This window comes from Streptomyces sp. NPDC127117, from assembly GCF_042677325.1.
GTDB lineage: Bacteria > Actinomycetota > Actinomycetes > Streptomycetales > Streptomycetaceae > Streptomyces.
In genome coordinates this window covers 73,091-94,147 of sequence record NZ_JBHXTM010000033.1, presented here as the reverse complement: position 1 = coordinate 94,147, position 21,057 = coordinate 73,091, and the positions used below count along the sequence as shown (strand labels likewise).

20 protein-coding genes and 1 pseudogene are annotated in these 21,057 nt (G+C 69.3%); 10 read left to right on the top strand and 11 right to left on the bottom strand.

Annotated elements, in window-relative coordinates; all coding sequences use genetic code 11:
• Positions 1-110: 110 nt before the first annotated feature.
• The 6 genes from ACFVH0_RS26650 to ACFVH0_RS26625 all read right to left on the bottom strand — a co-directional run bounded on the left by ACFVH0_RS26650 (position 111) and on the right by ACFVH0_RS26625 (position 8,747).
• On the bottom strand, positions 111-2,087 hold the full coding sequence (locus tag ACFVH0_RS26650; RefSeq protein WP_385824085.1) for a hypothetical protein: 1,977 nt from the start codon (positions 2,085-2,087) through the stop codon (positions 111-113).
• 99 nt (positions 2,088-2,186) lie between these two features.
• Positions 2,187-2,999: a carbohydrate ABC transporter permease gene (locus tag ACFVH0_RS26645; protein WP_385824083.1), complete on the bottom strand. Its 813-nt coding sequence runs from the start codon at positions 2,997-2,999 to the stop codon at positions 2,187-2,189.
• 115 nt (positions 3,000-3,114) lie between these two features.
• A complete protein-coding gene (locus tag ACFVH0_RS26640; RefSeq protein WP_385824081.1) occupies positions 3,115-4,035 on the bottom strand; it encodes a carbohydrate ABC transporter permease in 921 nt (306 codons plus the stop codon).
• Complete coding sequence (locus ACFVH0_RS26635) at positions 4,014-5,249, bottom strand: ABC transporter substrate-binding protein (RefSeq protein ID WP_385824079.1); 1,236 nt, start codon at positions 5,247-5,249, stop codon at positions 4,014-4,016. The genes ACFVH0_RS26640 and ACFVH0_RS26635 overlap by 22 nt, the downstream gene beginning before the upstream one ends.
• Before the next feature lie 220 nt (positions 5,250-5,469).
• Positions 5,470-7,464, bottom strand: a complete 1,995-nt coding sequence (locus ACFVH0_RS26630) for a heparinase (protein ID WP_385824077.1) — start codon at positions 7,462-7,464, stop codon at positions 5,470-5,472.
• An 8-nt stretch (positions 7,465-7,472) separates the two neighbouring features.
• Positions 7,473-8,747 carry an alpha-L-fucosidase gene (locus ACFVH0_RS26625; protein ID WP_385824075.1) on the bottom strand — a complete coding sequence of 425 codons (1,275 nt, stop codon included), beginning with the start codon at positions 8,745-8,747 and terminating at the stop codon, positions 7,473-7,475.
• A 109-nt stretch (positions 8,748-8,856) separates the two neighbouring features.
• On the opposite strand from ACFVH0_RS26625, the gene ACFVH0_RS26620 reads away from it, so the two are divergent.
• Complete coding sequence (locus ACFVH0_RS26620; protein WP_385824073.1) at positions 8,857-9,693, top strand: ribonuclease activity regulator RraA; 837 nt, start codon at positions 8,857-8,859, stop codon at positions 9,691-9,693.
• A gap of 282 nt (positions 9,694-9,975) precedes the next feature.
• The gene (locus ACFVH0_RS26615; RefSeq protein WP_385824071.1) at positions 9,976-10,350 is read left to right on the top strand and encodes a VOC family protein; all 375 of its coding nucleotides are present in this window, start codon (positions 9,976-9,978) and stop codon (positions 10,348-10,350) included.
• Between the two features lie 49 nt (positions 10,351-10,399).
• Here the strand turns inward: ACFVH0_RS26615 and ACFVH0_RS26610 are convergent, their stop codons facing one another.
• On the bottom strand, positions 10,400-10,903 hold the full coding sequence (locus ACFVH0_RS26610; RefSeq protein ID WP_385824069.1) for a DUF664 domain-containing protein: 504 nt from the start codon (positions 10,901-10,903) through the stop codon (positions 10,400-10,402).
• Between the two features lie 30 nt (positions 10,904-10,933).
• Positions 10,934-11,560 carry a class I SAM-dependent methyltransferase gene (locus ACFVH0_RS26605; protein WP_385824067.1) on the bottom strand — a complete coding sequence of 209 codons (627 nt, stop codon included), beginning with the start codon at positions 11,558-11,560 and terminating at the stop codon, positions 10,934-10,936.
• Between the two features lie 92 nt (positions 11,561-11,652).
• On the opposite strand from ACFVH0_RS26605, the gene ACFVH0_RS26600 reads away from it, so the two are divergent.
• Complete coding sequence (locus ACFVH0_RS26600; protein ID WP_385824065.1) at positions 11,653-12,258, top strand: helix-turn-helix domain-containing protein; 606 nt, start codon at positions 11,653-11,655, stop codon at positions 12,256-12,258.
• A gap of 82 nt (positions 12,259-12,340) precedes the next feature.
• Entirely contained in the window at positions 12,341-12,745 is a 405-nt protein-coding gene (locus tag ACFVH0_RS26595; RefSeq protein WP_385824063.1) for a hypothetical protein, read from the top strand.
• Between the two features lie 42 nt (positions 12,746-12,787).
• Here ACFVH0_RS26595 and ACFVH0_RS26590 read toward each other — a convergent pair whose 3' ends face one another.
• The 3 genes from ACFVH0_RS26590 to ACFVH0_RS26580 form a co-directional block, all read right to left on the bottom strand.
• Positions 12,788-13,255, bottom strand: coding sequence for a hypothetical protein (locus ACFVH0_RS26590; protein WP_385824061.1), 468 nt, complete (start codon positions 13,253-13,255; stop codon positions 12,788-12,790).
• Complete coding sequence (locus ACFVH0_RS26585) at positions 13,203-13,568, bottom strand: class I SAM-dependent methyltransferase (RefSeq protein WP_385824059.1); 366 nt, start codon at positions 13,566-13,568, stop codon at positions 13,203-13,205. The genes ACFVH0_RS26590 and ACFVH0_RS26585 overlap by 53 nt, the downstream gene beginning before the upstream one ends.
• A gap of 236 nt (positions 13,569-13,804) precedes the next feature.
• Positions 13,805-14,194, bottom strand: a complete 390-nt coding sequence (locus ACFVH0_RS26580) for a VOC family protein (RefSeq protein ID WP_385824057.1) — start codon at positions 14,192-14,194, stop codon at positions 13,805-13,807.
• Between the two features lie 96 nt (positions 14,195-14,290).
• Between ACFVH0_RS26580 and ACFVH0_RS26575 the strand changes: the two genes are divergently transcribed.
• The 6 genes and pseudogenes from ACFVH0_RS26575 to ACFVH0_RS26550 all read left to right on the top strand — a co-directional run bounded on the left by ACFVH0_RS26575 (position 14,291) and on the right by ACFVH0_RS26550 (position 21,057).
• Positions 14,291-14,707 carry a winged helix-turn-helix transcriptional regulator gene (locus ACFVH0_RS26575; protein WP_385824055.1) on the top strand — a complete coding sequence of 139 codons (417 nt, stop codon included), beginning with the start codon at positions 14,291-14,293 and terminating at the stop codon, positions 14,705-14,707.
• Positions 14,676-15,260 (top strand): iron chelate uptake ABC transporter family permease subunit, encoded by a 585-nt coding sequence (locus ACFVH0_RS26570; protein ID WP_385824053.1) that lies wholly within the window; start codon positions 14,676-14,678, stop codon positions 15,258-15,260. Before ACFVH0_RS26575 ends, ACFVH0_RS26570 begins: the two co-directional genes overlap by 32 nt.
• Positions 15,253-16,242 (top strand): annotated as a pseudogene (locus ACFVH0_RS26565) (peptidase C39 family protein); the annotation flags it as partial. The gene ACFVH0_RS26570 and the pseudogene ACFVH0_RS26565, both read left to right, overlap by 8 nt.
• Positions 16,243-16,910: 668 nt before the next feature.
• On the top strand, positions 16,911-19,073 hold the full coding sequence (locus tag ACFVH0_RS26560) for an alpha-galactosidase (protein WP_385824051.1): 2,163 nt from the start codon (positions 16,911-16,913) through the stop codon (positions 19,071-19,073).
• 68 nt (positions 19,074-19,141) lie between these two features.
• Positions 19,142-19,936 (top strand): sugar phosphate isomerase/epimerase family protein, encoded by a 795-nt coding sequence (locus tag ACFVH0_RS26555; protein ID WP_385824049.1) that lies wholly within the window; start codon positions 19,142-19,144, stop codon positions 19,934-19,936.
• On the top strand, positions 19,936-21,057 hold the full coding sequence (locus tag ACFVH0_RS26550; protein ID WP_385824047.1) for a Gfo/Idh/MocA family protein: 1,122 nt from the start codon (positions 19,936-19,938) through the stop codon (positions 21,055-21,057). The genes ACFVH0_RS26555 and ACFVH0_RS26550 overlap by 1 nt, the downstream gene beginning before the upstream one ends.

The following is a 21,057-nucleotide window of genomic DNA, read 5'->3' as shown; positions in this document are numbered from 1 at the left end:
ATGCCCCGCGCCGTGTTAACAGGGGCCCCCACCCCTAACCCTATTTCACCCCCGGGCGGGGGTCCCGATCCTAAATTCCGTAGGGCCCCCACAGCCGTGTCGCGTGACGGCTACCGCCGGGCGCCCGCGGTCCATGCGGGTGCCCCGTACTGGTAGGCGCCCAGACTCGGAGTCGCATCCGTGGAACCGTCATTGATTCCCGGCAGCGGAATCGCCTGGTTGCGTGCGGGGGATTCCGCGGACAGCCGGTAGTCGTGGTTCGCCGCGTCGACGAACAGCGGATCGACGCCCGTGGGAAGGTTGTTGGAGAGCACGAGCCCTCCGTCGGTCGCTCCGTCCAGGCCCCGGATCGTGCCGATGTTGTTGTAGATCTTGGTGCCGGTCGACTGCCCCGGCTCCTTCACATAGAACAGCGTCATACCCCCGGTGTTGTTGTAGACGCTGTTGTCGTGCGACCCGGTGCCCAGACCGTTGAGCATCACCGTGCCCTCCCGGTTGCCCCAGCCCACGTTGTTCGCGATCACCAGATCGCTCTGGCCGTTGTCCGCGTAGACTCCGGAGATCCCGAACGTGGTCGAGGTCGTGGTCGGTGCCGGGTCGTGCAGTACGTTGTGGTCGATGGAGGTGCCCATCATCCAGGCGCTGCAACAGGTGTAGATCGCGGCGACGTCCAGGCTCAGCCGGGCGTACCCGGAGATGTCGTTGTACGCGATCAGGTCCTTGCCCGGGGTGAGGCCGCTCACCTCGTTCCACTGGAGGTTGATCCCACTGCGGCCGACGCGGGAGATCGTGTTGTGCGTGACCGTCTGGCTGTTGCCCTGCACGGCGATGCCCGCCGCGTAGGTGCCCATGTAGTCGACGTCGTGGATCACGTTGTCCGTGGCGGTGTTGTTCTGTCCGCGGAGCGCGATGCCGTTCCCGGCGCTCAGCGCCAGATCACTGTTCACGATCTTGTTGTGGGTGCCGTCGAGGATGATGCCGGTGTCGCCGACGCCCCGTGTCACCGTGCTGCCGCAGTCCGTCGCACCCCGGGTGATGTCCGTGTAGTGGGACAGGTACCGGCCGTTGATGCCGTCCAGAGTGACGCCGGTGCTGGTGGGGCCCGTCTTGACCGTGGTGGCGAACAGGCCGATGTCCGCGATCGTCGTGTGGCTGGCGTTCGTCAGGTCGAAGCCCAGGGTGCGCCGCTTGGCCTCGACGGTGTGGGCATCCGGGTCGTCGGTGCCGTACACGTACAGACGTTTCGCGGTCGGGTCGTAGAACCACTCGCCGGGATGGCCGAGTTCACCGATCTTCCCGGAGAGCGCGTACCGGGTCTCCTTGGGCACCACCTTGTGCACGCACGGCGGCGCCGCGTCCAGTGTCACCGAGCCTACTGCGGAGCTCTTGACCGTGGTGGTCGCCGAGACGTACCAGTAGCCGGTGAGGGCCCGCGCGCCGTCCCAGTACCCCGCCGGGCGGGTCAGGTCCGTGTCGGCGATGGTGGCGTCCGCGCTGCCCTCACCGGCGTACTGGAGCGTGGGGTCGAGCAGGTCGAGGCCGGGGTACGGCCACTGGGCCTCGATGTCCATCTGCTTGTCGGTGAACACCTGCACGGTGGTCACGTCCGTGCCGAGGTCGACGCCCGCGCTGTAGATGTGCCCCGCCGCCACCGCGTCGCTGAACTGCGATGTGGCGGCGAACGGGTCGGACTCGGCGATCTCGGTGACATCGGCGGCGGTGACCGGCTCGAAGCCGCTGATCCGGGAGGCCCCGCTCACCGTGACCTCCGCACCCGGTGCGGCGCGGTACGTGATCGGCAGTTCGGCGGTGCCGGAACGGGCCGGCACCACGGTCTCCTCGTACGTGCCGGACAGGACCAGGCACGTATCGCCCGGCACCATCACGTCCGCACACTTCTGGATGTGCCTAAACGGCGCCTTGGAGCTCTTGCCGCCGGCGGTGTCCTGGCCGGACGGTGAGACGTAATACGTCTTTCCCGTCCGGAACTTGACCGGATGGGCGGCAGCGGGCTGACCCGCCACCACCACGGTCAGGGCGGCGAGCAGGGCGGCTGCGGACCACGGTCCCCTGCGGGACCGTGGCATCCATCTACTCAGCACTCCGTGATCCTCTCTCTTGTCTCGGCTCTCTCGGACGTGGAACATCGAGCCCGGCCGTCGCACTGCGACCGGTGCTGCGGCTGCTCATCCCTTCACCGCGCCGACGGTGAGACCGCTGATGATGTGGCGCTGCATGTAGATGAAGAAGATGACGACGGGCGCGACGGCGAGCAGAAGGTTCGGGAACACCTTCGTCAGGTCGGTCGAGTACTGGCTGATGCCGGCGTAGATCGCCGTCGTGACCGTGTAGTGCCCGGAGGACGGGCTGAGCAGGATCTGCGGTGAGACGAAGTCGTTCCAGATCCCGATCGAGTTCAGGATCAGCACCGTGACGACCGCGGGGCGCATCAGCGGGAAGATGATGGACCAGAACGTCCGGTACCGGCCCGCGCCGTCGATCGTCGCCGCGTGATCGATGTCCACCGGAATGGTGCGGATGAAACCGACGAACAGGAAGATGCTCACCGGCAGTGTGGACGCGACGTCGTGCGCGACCAGACCGGTCACGGTATTGGCCAGGCCCACCTCGCGCAGTACGTAGATCACCGGGATGATCACTGCGGCGCCCGGGATGAACGTGCCTGCCAGGAAGTACAGCAGCACCAGCTGCGTACGCCGCTTGAGGCTGCGCGCGATCGCGTACGCGGCCGGGCCCGCGAGCAGGATGCACAGCACGTCCACGACCACGACGAGGAACAGCGTGAATCCGTACCCGCCGATGACGTTGAACTGCGGGCTGTTGATCGCGGCCGACATGTGCTCGAAGGTCAGCCCGCTCAGGGGGATCGAGAACGGGTTGTCGAGGATGTCCTGCTGCGACTTGAAGGCGTTCACCACGAGCAGGTAGATCGGCACGATCATGACGACGAACAGCACGCCGAGAAGGGCCCACCGCACGGGCGAGCGCGGCTCCTTGGGCTCCGAACGCCGCGACGGAACACCGCCGCCTGTCGGCGCGGCCTTCGGCCTGTCGCGGACCTCTGCCTCTAGTACGACCACCACCGGCTCCTAACTAACCTGTCGCAGCTTGGTCTTGACGGTTGCGCAGCGCCGTCACGAGGAGGGCGAGCACGGCGGACACCACCATCAGGAACACTGCCTGCGCGGTCGCGTACCCGACCTTGGTGCCCTCGAAGGACCGGGCGAGAATGAGGTACGTGAATGTCTGGGTCGACCCGGCCGGCCCGCCGCCGGTGAGACTGACCACGATGTCGTACGCCCGGATGAGCCCCACCAGGTTCAGCACCGTCGCCACGGTGACCACGGGAGCGATCATGGGGATCACGATCCGGAGATTGATCTGCCGCTTGGAGGCGCCGTCGATCGCCGCTGCCTCCAGCAGCTCTGCGGGCACCGTCTGCAGGGCGGCCACGAACAGGACGACGTTGAAGCCGAATCCGGCCCACACGATTACCGCGATCAGCGAGATGAGCGCGAATCTCTCGTCGAAGAGGAAGCCGAGCGGTTCGATGCCGAACTTGGCGAGTGTGTTGTTGATGGCGCCGTTGGTGCCGAGGATCGCCGCCCACAGATAGCCGAGGATCAGCGCGCTGATGACGTGCGGGAAGTAGGCGACGGCCCGGAAGAAGGAGTTCGAGCGCGAGCGGCCCTTGAGGGCCAGCGCGTACACGAGCCCCAGTCCCACCATGAGGACGGTGCCGATCACGGCGATCAGACCCGTCACGTACCAGGCGTCCGACGAACTGGGGTCGTCGAACAGGTGCTTGTAGTTGTCCAGCCCGGTGAACGTGGCGGTGGAGAAGCCGTCCCAGTCGGTCAGGCTGAGATAGATCGCGACACCCACCGGCACTACCGTCATCAACGTGTAGAGCAGGACGGCCGGGCCCATCATCCCGAGGGAGATCGCCGAGTCCCGCAGCCTCGCCCGGCGGCGCCGCTTCAGCCCTGTGTTCAGCTCTGCGAGTTCCACCACTTGTCCAATCCGTCGGCCGCGCCCGCGGGGGACGAGCCCGTGTACAGGGACTGGATCTGCTTGTTGAGCTCATCGCTGAACCCGGCGATCGGCTGGCTCTTCCCGGACTTCACGATCACCGACGGCGCCTTGTCCAGGATCTTCTGCACGGACGAACCGAGGCTGGACATCGGGTACGTGAAGCCCTCGCGCAGATTGGCGTCGGAGGCGAGCTGGCTCTTGATGGCCTTCGGATCGGTGGTCGCCCACTTCACGAACTCGATCGCCTCGGCCTTGTGGCGCGACTTGTTCACCACGACGTACGGGTTCGAGATGTTGCCGAACTGGCCGGACGGATAGGCCCCGTCGGTCGGCATGGTGAACACGCCGATCTCGTCGCTCTTCTTCGCGGCGTCAGCGGCCGGCACGAAGAACGAACCCATGATGTACATCGCGGACTTGCCGTTCAGGAAGGCGGTCTGGCCGTCCGCGTAGGTGAGGCCGAGCGCGCTCTTCTCCAGGTAGCCCTTGTCGATCCAGCTCTTGTAGTGCTCCAGGTAGGGCAGGTAGCCGCTCTTGGCGAACGAGGTCTTGCCGTCATTGCGCTTGGCCGTCCACTCGGGGTCGGCGGTGAGTACACCCGCGTCGGCCATCATCGAGAACTGGGAGCCGGTGACCCACTGGCCGGCGGTCTGCAGCGGCTTGTAACCGGCGCCCTTCAAGTTGCCCATGGCGGCGGTGAACTGATCCATGCTCCGGATGCTCGCGGCGTCGATCCCGGCCTTCTCGAACGCGGCCTTGTTGTAGAAGACGAGCGACTGGATCTGCTCACCCACACCGACCACGTAGTGCTTGCCGTCGATGGCGTACTGGTCGGCCAGCGGAGTCTTGGCGGTCCAGGGCTGGTCGGACAGGTCGGCGAAGAGCGACGCGGTGTCGGCCGTCGGCGTGATCTGCTGGGCGACGTCCGGAGGGTCGCCCGCGGCCAGGTCCTGCCTCAGCTTCGCGTCCGCCGAGATGGTGCCGGTCAGTTCGAGCTTGACCGTGACGCCGGGGTGGGACTTCTCGTAGGTGTCGAAGAGTTCGTTCCAGTACTTCTCCGTCAGGTTCGGCGTGATGTTCACGATGACGCGGAGGGTCGTGCCCTCCGAGGCCTGGTCGGACCCGTTGCCACAGGCGACGGCCGATGCCATCACCAGGGGAGCCAGGGCGAGTCCGCAGGTTCGACGCCACATTGTTTTCATCGGGACACGCTCCGTTGCGTAGTCGTGAATAATCGATAGCTGGTATTCAGCCGCAGAGTTCCCGGTGGAGCAGTAGCGGGAGGGGTTCGCGGGCGGTCATCGGTGCGGGCCGCCCTGCGGGGTGGTGCGATGCGGTGGAGGCGGGGAGAAGCCCTCGCCTCCGTGACTATCGTCTATCGATTGCTGATGCTAGGGGCGGCACCCCGCTTCTTCAAGAGTGCTGCGCCAAACCTCTGAGTTCGTTCTTCGCGGCCCCGCCGACCTCGTCGGCGAGCAACCACCGCACGGCTACGTGCCCTTGGGCGCCGGGACAGCGGACCGTTAGCGTGATCCGGGTGAGGTGGTCTCCCCAACTCCCGGTCAGCAGTGGGTCGTCCAGATCCCTGCGTACGACGGAGGCGACCGCGACCTGTGGATTCCAGTGCATCACCAGCCGTTTGCCGTCAGGCGCGGTGACAGTGGCCCGGCCGTCCCCGAGCTCGACGTGGCCGGCCAGCACATGATGCAGGGCCACGCTCGCCCCGCCCCCTTCCCACCGGTCCTCGACGCTCACATGAGGGGGAGTGGTCCCGTCGGCCCGGACCAGACGCACCGTGCGGTCCCATCCGGTGACGGTGCCCGCGGGATAGGCGCCGCTGAGATCGGCGGTCATCCCGGTCACGCCGCGGCCGATTTCGACGCGCACGTCCCGGGCCCGGTGCTCGGGGCCGGGCTGCTGGGCGGCGCCGGGCTCGGGCACGTTGTGCCAGCCGCTCCGGAACGGCCAGGCGGCGTATCGGTCGGGGCCGAAGGTCTGCGCCGTGTACGTGGGCCGTCCGACGTCCACCACCAGGGGGCGCCCGTCGGCCGCCACCCAGTACGAGCCGATGTCGAGGTGGTTGTGGTGTTCGCCGTTGTGGCCTGCCTTCACCGCGACGGTGAGGCCGTCGGCGCTCCCCGCCGTCTCTCGGGCCACCAGGATCTGCAGCCGTGGCAGCCATGTCTCGCGGGTCATCCAGGGCGCGGAGGGGGCCGGTTCGCCGGCCGTGAGGGCCCGGCACCACTCTTCGTCGGCCAGCGCGGCCAGTGCACGCCCGAGCCCGGAACGCGGGGGTGCGGCGCTGTGCTGCTGCCGAGCCCCGGCCAGAGCGTGCGCCACCGTCTCCGGCTGTCCGAGTCGCTTGCCCCAGCGGAACGGGACCTGCCAGGGCTGGTCGGCGGTCAGCCGGGCGGGTGCGTCGCCCACGTTCACGTACCAGCCGGCGCCGAAGTGCATGCGCTGCGGATACTGCAACAACTGCCCGAGCAAAGGCATTTGGCGGGCGTCCAGCGCGGGACCGCCGACCCCGGCGAGCAGATCGAGGATCTCCAGCAATCGGCAGGCCCCCACCCACCAGTAGGCGATGCCCTCATCGATCCCGCCGTCGTCGGGAAGCGTGACCACATAGTGGTCGAGGCCCTGAACCACCAGCTGTACGAGGTGGGCGCGCCGGGCATCGTCCGCGCAGAGCAGCAGCGCGGCGGCGAGCACGGCACCGTGGATCCACGGGTTCCAGTTGTTGGCGCCGCCGTCCGCGCCGATCCAGCGCCAGTCCCGGCGGCGCTCGAAGGGCAGCAGCACCCGTCGCTCCACCTCACGGCGCAGCCGGCGCCGAAGTCCCGGCATCCGCCGGTCGAGACGGGGCCCCAGGACGTGGTCCGCCCAGGCGAACAGCGAGGCGACCTCGGCGGCGCCCAGGTCGAGATATGGGTCGTCCGGATCGGGCACAAGATCGCCGCGCTCCGCCGCGAAGCGCTCGTGCGGTGCCCAGCACCAGGTGCTGGCCTCGGCGAACTCCACGAGCCCGTCGATCGCGGCGTCCAGATGCGGGCAGGCCCCGGGGGGCTTGCCCGCATCCGCCGACTCTCCGGTGAGAACGGCCGCCAGTATCAGCAGGGATACCCGCTCCTGGAGACCCCAGGCCGCGTCCTCGTACGCGCTGCGGTCACCGTCCCGGAAGGCGCGGGCCCACGACCCGGCCGTCAGCCGGGGAGCCGGTCGCGTCAACTCCTGGGCCGCATCCTCCAGTACACGCTTCCGAATCGCCCCAGGGACCGCGTTCCACACGGCGCGGCAGGTGACATCGGGCACCCCCACCCGCCCCGCCGGGTCGACGAGCAACCGCTCCAGCTCTCGGCCGCCGTCCGGGCCCAGCACCGCCGAAAGGCGCTCACTCAACGGTTTCACCACTGGCATCACTCCGCGTCCAGCTCCAGCTCGATCACCGGGAGCAGCACGTTTGGCCGGGCGACGGGGAGGGTCAGGGTGAGGGTGCCGGCCGGCTGGTTCGGCGGCGCGAGGTTGTTGTGCTCGTGCCTCGCGCCGTCCATCTCGTGGAAGCGGATCTCCGAGCCGTCGTGCAGGAGCTGGGCGTACCGTACGCGGCCGGCCAGTCCCGGCAGGTGGAGGTGTTTCAGGGGCCAGGCCAGCAGATGCAGATACAGACGGGTGCCGGACTGCGTGTACAGGGCGTTGGCAGGTGCTTCGAAGGCGCTGGGCCCCGCACCGTGGACGGACCGGGCGTGCAGCCCGGCCCACTCGCCGATGGCGTGGAGCGTGGCGCGGGCCCGGGGATCCAGGGCGCCGCGGCCGGTGGGCCCGACGTTCAGGATGAGGTTGCCGCCGCAGGCCACGGACTCCACCAGCATGCGGACCAGCAGTGCGGGGTCCTTGTAGTCGTGGTTGTCACGGTCGTACCCCCACGAGCCGTTGAGTGTGTGGCAGGCCTCCCACATCACCCGCTCGCCGCCGCGCTCCAGCGGCCGGTCGGGCTGGTACTGCTCGGGTGTCACATAGTCGCCCGGAATGCCGAGCCTGTCATTGACCAGAATGTCCGGCTGCAACTCCCTTGCAAGATTCAGCAGTTGCCGCGAGCCCCATTCCTCGGGCCCCTTCTCCGGGTAGGTGAAGTCGAAGAAGAGCAGGTCGATGCGGCCGTAACCGGTGAGGAGTTCGCGTATCTGGCCCTCCATGTAGCTTCGGTAGCGCGCCATGTCGCGCGGCTCCCGCCGGGCCTCGGTGTCCCGCAACGGGTGGTGCTCGTCGACCGTGAAGTCGGGGTGGTGCCAGTCGAGCAGCGAGTAGTACAGGCCCACACGAAGACCCTCGGCGCGCATCGCATCGACGAACTCGCGCACCAGATCACGGCCGGTCGCGTGCATCGAGGTGTAGTCGGACAACGCCGAGCCGAACAGGCAGAATCCGTCGTGGTGCTTGGCCGTCAGCACCGCGTACCGCATTCCGGACTCCCGTGCCGTTCGTGCCAGTTGGCGGGCGTCGAAGAGGTCGGGATCGAATCGGTGCAGGTAACGGTCGTACTCCTGCTGCGACATGGCCTCCCGGCTGCGGACCCACTCGTGCCGCGCCGCCAGGCTGTACAGGCCGAAGTGGACGAAGAGCCCGAAGCGCGATGCCTCGAACCATCCGGTGCGGACGGCGGAATCAGCGGGATCTGCGGAAGCATCGGTCATGGACGGCTCCTGACGCATTGACATCACTAATCGATTGGCTGTTATCTACCATCGATAGGCGATGATGTCACTGGCGTTGCGTGCGGCGAGCACGCGGAGAGGCAAGTGCATGCACCCGATTGGGGATCAGGAAACGCCGGCGACGGGGGCGACCCGTATCAAGGAGACGGAGGAGACCCGTACTTATGAGTCGATGCGGGCGCCGGTCCACACCTCGGCCTACGTACGACCCACCTCGCGGATGGTGGAAGCCCTCAAGGACGTGAGCGCGGCGACGGCCTGCGCGAAGCTGCATCAGATGGGTATCACCCGGACGTTCATCGACGGCCCCGTGCCGCTGCACCGCGAACCGGACGTCAAGATCACCGGCGGTGCCGTGACGCTGGAGTTCCTGCCGCAGCGCGAGGACGTCTTCAACGGCGCGGAGCAGGAGGACATCGAGCGCAAGACCCCGCTGTGGGGCGTCCTCGAATCGATCCGGCCCGGCGACGTGCTCGTGGTGTCGGCCCGCGGCAGTCACTTCACCGGCTGCCTCGGCGACATGCTCGTGCGCTACTTCAAGCTGCGTGGCGGCGCCGGGATCGTGGTGGACGGACGGGTGCGGGACGCGGCCCGGGTACGCGCCCTCGGCGTTCCCATCTGGTGCACCGGAGTCACCCCGCACTACGCCTCGCAGACCGAGCTGTTCCCGTCCGCGTTCAACGTGCCCGTCGGCGTCGGAGGCTCCCTGGTGACGCCCGGCGACCTGATCGTCGCCGACGAGGACGGCGCCGTCGTCGTGCCGCAGCGGAACGCGATCCCGCTCGCCGAGGACTCCCTGCTGCACCAGGACCGGGAGGAGTTCGCCCGCCGCCGCCTCGACGAGGGCGCACGGCTCTCCGACTACTACCCGCTCAGCGGCGACAGCCTGACCGAATACCTGGCCAGCCGCCCAGCCGCCACCTGAGCCCGGCCGGCCGCCCGGAACCGCTGCTCAGGCGGACGGTGCCGGGCGGCTGTGCGCGGGTGAGGCACCGGCCGGGTCGCCCGGGGGCGAGATCCCCCCGGGCGGCCCGACCAATGCTTCGAGTGGTATGTCTCCACGATCGAGCAGATGGTGCCGCGGTGGAAACAGCGCGCTTGAGATCTTCGGGAAGACCGCTGCGATCGCCTACGGGCTGCGGACGGCCGCCGGAAGCACACCTCTAGGGTTGTGCATCGAGAGATCCACCGATCGCCAGGAGATGCCATGCCTCTGCAGATGAAGCTGGATGCTATAACACTGGATTGCCCCGATCCACAGGCTCTGGCAGCGTTCTATCAGCAGGCCACCGGCCTGGAACCCCACCCCAAGTCGGACGCCGACTTCGCCGGTCTCAACCGTGAGGACGGTCTCTTCCTCGGCTTTCAAAGAGTGGATGACTACCGGGCTCCGAGCTGGCCCGGCCAAACCGTTCCCCAGCAGCTGCACATCTGCTTCAACGTCGGGGGCGACCTGGACGAGGCCGAGGCCCAGCTGTTGGAACTGGGCGCGGGCAAGCCGGAGCACCAGCCTCATGACGAGGCCAGGGCGCGAGTCTTCACTGATCCGGCCGGGCACCCGTTCTGCCTGGTCAAAAGCTGAATGCTCGGGCCCGATATCGCATACCCCATGAACGCCGGGGCCGGGATCATCAAGAGAGTCGGCGCCCGGTTGAGCCATCGATCAGTTCATGGAGGATGTGCACGTGGCCGGCGTGACGGCCGGTCTCCTCGATCATGTGGGTGAGCGCCCAGCGGGCATCGGCTTTCCCGGCCGGGAGCTGGGGAGCGCTGTGCCGGAGTCGACGCACCGATCGAGCACCTCGTTCGCCGCGGCGACCACTTTCCCGGTAGCGAGCGACGACGTCCGTCGAGTTACCCGAAAGGGAAGCGTGGAACGTCGCCGGCCAGTCGTTGATCCGGGTTCCGAAGAACGTCGCTCGTTCGACACAGGTGGGGTGGTTGAGCAGGCCGAGCAGGTTCGTACCCGACGGCACCACGGCTGTTCGGACCTGGAGTTCGGGGGCGCCTACGACCTTCGTGGCGATCGAGTCCCGCAGGTGGACGAGGAAACCGCGCAGAACCTCGGTCTCGGTGTTGCCGGTACGGGGCGGCGGTGTGTCGATGCGGCGGCTACACCGGGACGAGGTGGCCATCAGATCTGCCTTTCGAGGACTGCACCCTGTTCAGGCGGCGCGGCGGATGATCAGGACATGGTCGGTGACCTCGGCCGTGCGGCCGTCCGGGCCGGTCGCGGTCCGCACCGGTGCGTCGGCCCGCTCGACCGCCCAGGCCCCCGGGTCCAGGGCCAGCTCCGTGGCGACCTCCTGCGGGGCCGGGTATCGGACATCCGGGTCCTGGACCCACGACCACGGGGCTGTCGAGCCGTGATCCACGATCAGCAGCCGGCCGCCCGGGCGCAGCGCGTGTGCGGCCGCGCGCAACACGGCCGCCCTGTCCAGATCGAGGGGAGTGTGGAGGTAGTGGGCGCAGACGAGATCGAATGCACCGTCGGGGAAGGCCCCGTGCAAGTCGTACTGCTGCGCCGAGATCCGGCCGGACAGGCCGTGCCCGAGAGCGGCGCCACGGAGCCGCTCGACCGCCACGGAGGAGACATCGACGGCGGTGACCTGCCACCCCAGGCGGGCGAGCCACAGCGCATCACCGCCATTGCCGCACCCCAGGTCCAGCACATCACCGGGCGGCAAGCCGGTGACCGTCTCAGTGAGGCGTGTGTTGGGCCGAGGATCGACGGCCGCAGGTCGGGCCGCGTAGACGCCATTCCAGAACTCGACCACGTCGGTGGTGCTCATCAGGGCTCCTTCTGCCGGGAACGAACGCGTCCCAGTCTTGTCAGGCACCCTGGATCTGGCACGCAACCTTGCGGCTTCGGCAAGATGAGGCGATGGAACGTGAACCGGAAGACGTACTCGACGCCGTCGGAGCCCGGCTGCGAGCGTTGCGCCGCGAACGCGGCATGACGCTCGCCGATCTCGCCGAGGTGACCGCGGTGTCGGAGAGCACGCTCTCCCGACTGGAGAGCGGACAGCGCCGACCGACTCTGGACCTGCTGCTCCCACTGGCCCGGCTCTACGACGTGCCCCTCGACGACCTCGTCGGCGCCCCACGCACCGGCGATCCCCGCATCCACCTGAAGCCGGTCCGACGATTCGGGATGATCTTCGTTCCGCTGTCACGGCGGCCCGGCGGCATGCAGGCGTTCAAAATGATCATTCCTGCCTCGCCGAAGCCCCGCGAACCGACCCCGAAGACCCACGAAGGCTTCGAATGGCTCTACGTGCTCAACGGCCGTCTACGGCTGCTGCTCGGTGAGCGCGAACTGACCCTGAAGGCCGGTGAGGCCGCCGAGTTCGACACCACCCTCCCGCACTGGCTGGGCAGTGCCGATGGCGGCACGGTCGAAACCCTGATTCTCTTCGGACCACAAGGAACACGTGCACACCTGCGCGCAACAGCCGAGCGGATGCCCCGGGACCGCAACGGACAGTGACCTCGGCGAGATGACGGCCTGTCCGCAACCAGCCGCGGGCCTCGGCCCAGGCCGGCAGGTCGGCGCCTCGTACGCTCGGGCCATGCACGCCACCCTGACGGACCATGCCCGATGTCTCTTCGGGGACGAGTACCGGCCCACTCCGCCCTGCGAACGTCAGCACGACGAGGCCCTCTTCATCGAGGAGCTGACGTTCGCCGACGCCGGTGCGATCCTGACAATGCTGCGGGAACTGTGCCCGAGCCTGGTCGACGGGTACCTGCCTGTACGGATCCGTAACCTCGCGTATCGGCTCGCTCTCCTTCAGCGGCCCGATGAGCCGGCACTGATGAGAGAGGCAGCGGGCAGCCTCTACCTTCACGGGCCCGACTGGGACGGCATCGCCGCTGATCTTGAACGACGGGCCGACGCCTTGGACGCAAAAGACCAGGTCCGGCTGTGTCTCACGAACTCGAAGGCCCACCCGGAGGATCCGCCGGCTTCGTGAAACGGTGTGCGGTGAGCCATCGATCGCTGCCGACGAGGTGCTTCACAGCCGCCGGACGCGCAGTACGCCGGTCAGCATCGGAAGTGTGAACTCGCCGTCGGCGGTCTCCGCCCGGCTCGCGAGGTAGGCGCGGATCCGGCCGAGCGCGGCCTGTCGTTCACCGTCCGGCATGACCAGCATTCCCGCCCGCGTCGCGAGGGTCGCGACGAGGGAGTCCGCCGTGCGACGCTGCCCGTGCGGGAACTCGCCCTGTTCCGGCGAGCCGAACCGGGCAGCCGCGCCAGTCTTCGGAAGGTGCGTGCCGGCCGTCTCGGCGCGCCAGCTGGTGGGCGTGTCACGCGGGCCGACGGCCGCGCTCCCGCTGACCCGTGCGAGCCCGGAAACCCACTCGACCCGGTCGTCCAAGACGTTCCACAGTCCGGCCAGGATGCCGCCCGGTGCGAGGACCCTGGTGATCTCAGGTCCTGCGACGGCCATGTCGAACCAGTGCATGGCGTTGCCGGCCAGCACCGCGCCGATGGAACCGTCCGGCAGCGGAAATCGCCTCGGCGCTACCCGCCAGGGCGCGGACAGCCGGCAGCGAGCGGCGCAGCTCGGTCAGCATCGCCGGGTCGGGCTCGACCGCGACGACTTCGACGCCCAGCGCGACCAGTGTGGCGGTGAGTATGCCGGTTCCGGCGCCGAGGTCGAGCACGGGTGGGCCGGGCGCGGGATCGAGGGCCCAACGCACCGCGGCCCGTGCGTAATCCGGACGGTGCTCGTCGTATGCGACCGCCGCCGCGCCGAACGACGGGGCGTGAAGCACTCGTTCGTCCATGTCCATGCGGTTACCGTACGGCGCGGCGTGGCAGTCGACCACCCCACCGCATCGGGCGTGCTCACGACGTCACTTGATTCCGCGGCTGCTGCTCCATCGGCACAACACCTACGCCCGGCGCCGTCGCACTGTGCGGGTGCGGCCAGGTCGAGACCGGCGAGGGCCACGGCCAGGGCCCGGCTCCGGGGGCCGGTACGAACACGCCGACTGCCGCGGCACCATCCGGTTCATCGACGTCGAAGTCATTTCAGGGCTTCTGCGTGGATGATCCTGCGGACCAGTTCGGCGTTCCATTCGACATACTCGACACCTGCTCCGTCCGCGTGGCGGGCGTAGAGAAACCGTCCCGTCGGGCCGTCGGTCGGGGGAGTGGTGATGGTGGCGTCGGCGGACTCCAGAGCCGTCCGGAGGGCGTCGAGATCTTCGACGACGACGGTGGCGGAGGCGTGAGCGTACTTCGCACGTTCCTCGGCCGGCCCCGCGATGACCAGGAAGTCGCCGATCGCGCCGAGGCTGATCGCCTCGAACGTCATCCGCAGGTGGGGTTGCTCTCCGGTGAGCTGCTCCAGGAGTGGCAATGCATGGTCGAGGTCGTCGGTCCACAGGCGTGCGTAGGTCTTCAGGATGGTCATGATCGCGCCCCCATGGGTCTCTTCTGGTTACTCGGAAACCGTAGGTGAGTATGCTCTGACGTGGAAGAACGCACTTTTCGGTGAGAGGGGCACCTGATGGAAACCGAGCAGATCAGGCGTGTTCCCGAGGACGCGGACGTGACGCGCGCCGATTCCCTGGCACGTGAGATCTTCTCGGGGCTGGCCAACAAATGGGCCCTGCTGATCATCAACGCCCTGGGGACGCGGACGCTGCGCTTCACCGAGTTGAGAACCGAGGTGGAGGGCATCAGCCACAAGATGCTCACGCAGACTCTGCGCGGGCTGGAACGGGACGGCGTGGTGCACAGGACCGTGTACGCGACGGTGCCGCCCCGCGTGGACTACCGCCTCACCGAGGCGGGCGAGGCACTGCGGGAAACGGTCAACGGCATGTGCGCCTGGACCCGCCGCTACCTGGACGAGATCGAGGCCGCACGACGCCGCTTCGCCGGACAGGACCGTGGCGCCCCCCAGGGGCAACAGCCGGGATGAGGCCAACGCCTGCCTCGTGAGTGGCCGTCCGACACACGGATACGGCCTCAGCTACATCACCACCTTCCTCCTGCTGCGCGCCGACCCGCGGAGCACACCCCGGAACTTCACCTGGCTCTCCGGCACGACCTACGGGCGCTCGCTGCCCGGCGTCATACCGGTCGCGGCAGCGGTGTCGCCCGCTCCCCGTGCTGCTCGGCAGGTGTCACCGGCCCGATCCGCTTGCCGTCGACGAGGACCCCCGCGCGTGGTCGGCGGCTGGCCGGAACGCACACGCTTCGCCGCACTGGCGATCGCCGCGGTACTCAGCGTGATCGCTGTTGGCGTCGTCGGTTTCGTGGGACTCGTCGCCCCGCACTTTGCTTGGTCACTGGTGGGCGCCCGGCACGGCCGTGTGATCCCGGTCGCGATGCTGCTCGGCGGGCTGCTGGTCTGTGTCGCCGCCCCCCTCGGCCGCACTGTCGTCGCACCTGCCCAGATGCCGACGGGCCCCATGATTTCCCTGGTCGGGGCGTCGTACTTCATCCGGGTACCCCGAAGGCCGCACGCATGACGCCCGACGCGGCGCCCCGCACATCGTGGCCGTTCCGGGTGACGACGGCGAGGACTGGGCCGCCGCCGCGCTCGTGGCGGCACGCCCGCACACGGCCTACCTGAAGATCGTCGGTGCCGTCGGGGATGTGCCGGCAGCCGCCGGGGCCGTGGTCTCCCACGCACGCCACCGGGGGCTCGCGCAGATCAAGTGGGAAGCGTGGACAAGGAGTCCCGAGGCCGCCGCCGAAGCGGGCTTCGTCCCGCTGAGTGTTCCGCTCACGCACGCGGAGAAGGCCGGCGGGCCCGGCGCCGGCCATGTGGCGCCGGCCGCACGGCGACGCGGTCACCGAGTCCCCGTACTACGGACAGACGACGCACTTCACGTGCGACGCCGTCACAGCCCCGGTCGCGCAGGCCCACGCGGGGCGGCAGCCGCAGGAATGGCTCGACCGCCGGGCGGAGTTGACGCTGTGGCGCGACGCGACGAACTTCCCCGCGTGCGAGCCCGTCGAACTGGGCGTCGCCGTACGTCGGGCATGGCCGCCGTGCCCGGTCACCGTCTTCCTCGATGTGGACCGGCCCGTCCTGCTCGACCACTACCGGAGGACGAGCAGGACCGGCGCGCCGTGCAGGACACGTCTCGGGCGGAAGGCGGACGGGCCGGTGTCCCGATCGACTCACATCGCCCGTCCATGACCGCGATCAGGAACGCGCTCGGCCGACGGAAGCACGTGCTGCTCCTGGCCTCGCTCGCCGACATGCAGGGGTTCGCCCTACCGCACTGGGTGTTCTGCCACGGCGCCATGCCGGGCGCCGTCGTGATCGAGGACCCATGGGCCGACACCGCCGCAGGGGACACCTGGGCCGACGCCCGCCTGCTGCCCGTACCGACCGCGTCACTCGATGCGACGCCGACGATCTCGCCGGACGGCTTCCGGGGCGCCACGAGTATCGGCTGCCCGGAGCGGCGCACCGCAATCCCTCCCGAGCCGGACGCTTGAGACGAACGCCGTCACAAGGCTGTTGCCGACCGGCTCCGGGCTGGTTCGCCGCGTCCTCATGTGCGACCGATGTGCGGTCGACGACATGGCCTTGTCGCGCACATCGGTTCCGAGCAGGCTTCGGTGTGACAGTGCGAACGCGTGTTTCTCCACGGGAGCGGGCCCATGGCTGCCCCATGCGAAAGATCAGCCGCAGAACCGCACTTGGGCTGGGACTGGCGGTGGGAACACCGGCCGTCGCGCTCCCCTGGCCGCGGCCGCGAGCAACCAGGGACCGGCCGGGCGTCGGACACCCGCGGACGGCGCCGACGAGGACGTTCATCGCCGACCACTCGACGGTCCTGCATAATCCGCTCGACGGCTGGGTGCTCTACGGGGACACCTCGTTCCCCTACGACTTCTGGACGGCACGCGACGCCATCAGCGTCCCCGGCGCCGTCGGCACGTCCGCGCGCCGGACTGCGTTTCCGCCACGGGCGCCCTGCCCGAACCGCCCGCCGTGCGCGTCGCCGGAACCGTCGTGACGGTGACCCGGCCCAGCGGCATCCGGAAATCCGTCGATCTCGCGGCACTCGTCCTCCGGGACGGACTCCATCCCGGGGTATGACCCCAACGCGACCCCGCACCCCGGCCGACCACCGACCGGGACAGACCGTACGGAAGGCATCATGCGCTCCGAACCAACTGCCTCGATCGTCCACCTGCGAGCCCGGACGGTGAGCGTCGTCGTCGACCTCGGCGACGGCCGCCTCCCGGAGATCGTCCACTGGGGCGCCCCCCTCGGCGACCTCGACGACGCCACCCTCACCTCCCTCGTACGCGGCGGCGTCAGGGACGTCGCCCCGAACGGCCCCGACCGGCCGGTGCGACTCGCGATCCTGCCCGAGGCGAGCGAGGCATGGCTGGGCCGCCCCGGCATCAGCGGCAGCCGCGCCGGCGCGGACTGGGCACCCCTGTTCACCACGGAACCCCCCGAGACCACCGAGCGCTCCCTGCGCGTCCGGGGCACGGACACCGCCGCCGGACTCTCGGTCCTCATGGAACTCGAACTCGACGAGGAGGGACTGCTGCGCACCCGCGCGACCCTCGGCAACACCGGCACCGACGACTTCCAACTGGACGACCTGAGCATCGCGTTGCCCCTGCCCGCACGGGCCCGGGAAATCCTCGACCTCGCGGGCCGCTGGAGCATGGAACGCACCCCGCAGCGGGCGCCGCTGCGGGTCGGCGCCTGGGTCAGGGAGAACCGGCGCGGACGCACCGGCGCCGAATCGCCCCTGGTGCTCTCCGTCGGCACACCCGGGTTCGGCTTCGCCGCCGGTGAGGTCTGGGGCGTACACGTCGGCCACAGCGGCAACCAGCGGCACTACGCGGAACGCCTCGCCACCGGCGACCAGGTCGTGGGCGGGGGCGAACTCCTGCTGCCGGGCGAGATCGTCCTGCCGCCCGCCGGGAGCTACACCAGCCCCTGGCTGTACGGGGCGTACGGGGACGGGCTCGACGCACAGGCCGCTCTGTTCCACCGCCATCTGCGGGCATCGCCCGCGCATCCCGCCTCCGCGCGGCCCGTCACGCTCAACGTGTGGGAGGCCGTCTACTTCGCGCACGACCTCGGCGTACTCACCGAACTGGCCGACATCGCGGCGTCCGTGGGCGTCGAACGGTACGTACTGGACGACGGCTGGTTCCGCGGGCGCCGCTCCGACCGCGCCGGACTCGGGGACTGGACCGTCGACCCGGAGGTGTGGCCGGACGGCCTGCACCCGCTGATCGATCACGTCCGTTCCCTCGGCATGCAGTTCGGCCTGTGGTTCGAACCCGAGATGGTCAGCACCGACTCCGAGCAGGCCCGCGCCCACCCGGAGTGGATACTCAGCACCGGAGGACGGCTGCCGCTGCCCTCCCGCCACCAGCAGGTGCTCGACCTCACCCACCCCGGCGCCTTCGCCCACGTCCTGGACGGCATGACGGCGATCCTCACGGAGTACGACATCGCGGCCGTCAAGTGGGATCACAACCGTGACCTCGTGGACGCCGGGCACGGCGCGTCCCGGCGGCCCGGTGTCCACGCCCAGACCCTCGCCGCTTACCGGCTCATGGACGAACTGCGCTGTCGTTTCCCGTCGTTGGAGATCGAATCGTGCTCGTCCGGCGGATCGCGCATCGACCTGGGCGTGCTCGAACGAACCCAGCGGGTCTGGCCGTCGGACTGCAGCGACCCCCTGGACCGCCAGCGGATCAACCGCTGGACCACACAGCTCGTACCGCTCGAACTCCTCGGCACCCACATCGCCTCGCCCCGCTCCCACACCACCGCCCGCACCCACGACCTGTCGTTCCGGGCGGCGACCGCCCTCTTCGGGCACATGGGCGTCGAGTGGGACCTGCGGGAGGCGGACGAGCGCGAACGCGCCGAGTTGCGGGACTGGTTCGCCCTGTACCGCGCCTACCGCGGCCTGCTCCACACCGGGCGGCTCGTACGGGAGGACCCATGGGACGAAAGCCTCCAGCTGACCGGCGTGGTCGCACCCGACCGGAGCCGCGCCCTGCTCTCCCTCGCGGTGACCGGACGCTCGGAGGTGGTCCGGCCGGGCCGTTTCACCTTCCGCGGCCTCGACCCGGCCCGCCGGTACCGGATCAGGCCGGTGGGAGCGGGGGAGAGCGGGCGGCCGGAATCCGGGCCGGAGTGGTTCGGCACCGATTCCCGGGGCATCGTCCTCACCGGCGCGGCACTCGCCCACGCCGGACTCCAGTGCCCGCCGTCACCCCCAGAACGGGTTCATCTGTTCGACGTCACGGCCCTGGACGCCGCGACGGACGCGACAGCGTGACGCCAACGGGCCAAGGGCAAGGACGTCCCCGGCCCGGAACACCGCACTCAAGACCGAAGGGACACCGCATGCCCACATCCCGGCTGTCACTCCAGCTCTACTCCCTGCGCGACCAGCTCCACACCGACGAAGAAGGCACCCTTGCCCGCGTCGCGGAGATCGGGCTGCGCAACGTCGAGGTGTTCGACTTCGTGCACCGTCCGCGGGAACTCGCGGACGCCCTCGCCCGGCACGGGCTGGCCGCACGCACGGGACACGCCGCCATCGCTTTCCCCGACCGGACACCGGACACACTGCGGCGGACCTTCGACGCGGCTCAGGTGCTGGGCCTGGAGACGGTGTTCGAGCCGATGGTGCCCGCCGCCCGATGGGCCGAGGCACGGGAGATCGACAGGACCGCGTCACTTCTGAACGAAGCGGCCGCCGTAGCCGCCGACCACGGCCTGCAAGTCGGTTACCACAACCACTCGCAGGAGTTCACCCCCACCATCGACGGGGTGAACGCCTACGACCGGTTCGTGGAGCGGCTGGACGCCGAAGTGGGGCTGGAGGTGGACGTGTACTGGGCCTCGGCCGGCGGCAGGGACGCGGTCGGGCTGCTGCGCCGGCTCGGCCCCCGCGTGCGGGCGTTGCACATCAAGGACGGCGCCGTCATCGACGACCCGCACACCTCCGGCGCCCCGTTCGACATAACGCTGACCCGGCAGGTGCCCGCCGGCCAGGGCGAGATCCCGGTGGCCGCCGCCCTGGCCGCCGCCCCCGACACCGCGTGGGCGGTCGTGGAGTTCGACCACTACGCCGGCGACATGTTCGAGGGCGTAGCGGGCTCCGTGGCGTACCTCAACGAGAAGGGAATCGTCTGATGAGCCCGCGTTCCGGTCCGGTCGGTGTCGGCATCATCGGCGCCGGCAACATCAGCGAGCAGTACCTCTCCACGCTCGGCCGGTTCCCCGACACGGACGTACGCATCGTCGGCGATGCAGTCCTCGACCGCGCCGAGGCCCAGGCCCGAAGGCACGGCGTCGGTGCGTGGGGGAGTGCGGGCGACGTCCTCGCCCACGACGGCGTGGAGATCGTCGTCAACCTGACCATTCCCGCCGCTCACGCCGACGTCAGCACGGCGGCCGTCGCAGCGGGCAAGCACGTGTGGTCGGAGAAGCCCCTCGCCGTCGACCCGGTCGAAGCACGCACTCTCCTCGACCGGGCGGCGGCGGCCGGACTGCGGGTGGGCGTCGCCCCCGACACCGTCCTCGGCCCGGGTGTGCAGACTGCACGCCGGGCGATCGCCCGCGGGGACATCGGCACCGTACTGTCGGCGCAGACCTTCATGCAGACCCCCGGCCCCGACGCCTGGCACCCGAACCCGGAATTCCTCTTCGCCGAGGGAGCCGGCCCGCTGTTCGACATGGGCCCGTACTACCTGACGACGCTGGTCTCCCTGTTCGGGTCCGTGACGCGGGTGTCGGCCGTGGGCTCCACCGGACGCAAGGTTCGCACCATCAGGGCGGGAGACCGCGCCGGTACGGAATTCGCCGTCGCCGTCCCCACCCATGTCTCGGTACTCGCCACGTTCGAGAGCGGGGCGAGCAGCCAGAGCGTCTACAGTTTCGACTCCCACCTGCTGCGCAGCGGGGTCGTGGAGATCACCGGCACGGAAGGCACCCTGATCGTCCCCGACCCCAACACGTTCGCCGGAGACGTGCGGATCACCCGGGGGCACCTCGCCGACGGTGAGGCGCAGTGGGAACCGGTCGAATCCGTCGGCATCGAGGCGGGCCGCGGGCTCGGAGCACTGGACATGGCCCGGGCCATCCGTACCGGTGAGCCGCACATCGCCACCGGAGAGCTCGGCCACCACGTCCTGGACGTTCTCACCGCCATCGACCGGTCCGTCGTCTCCGGGGAGACGGAACACGTCGACAGCCGGGCCGGCACCATCCCGCTGGTCCCACCGGACCGTGATCCGTACGCGGCGACCCTCTGA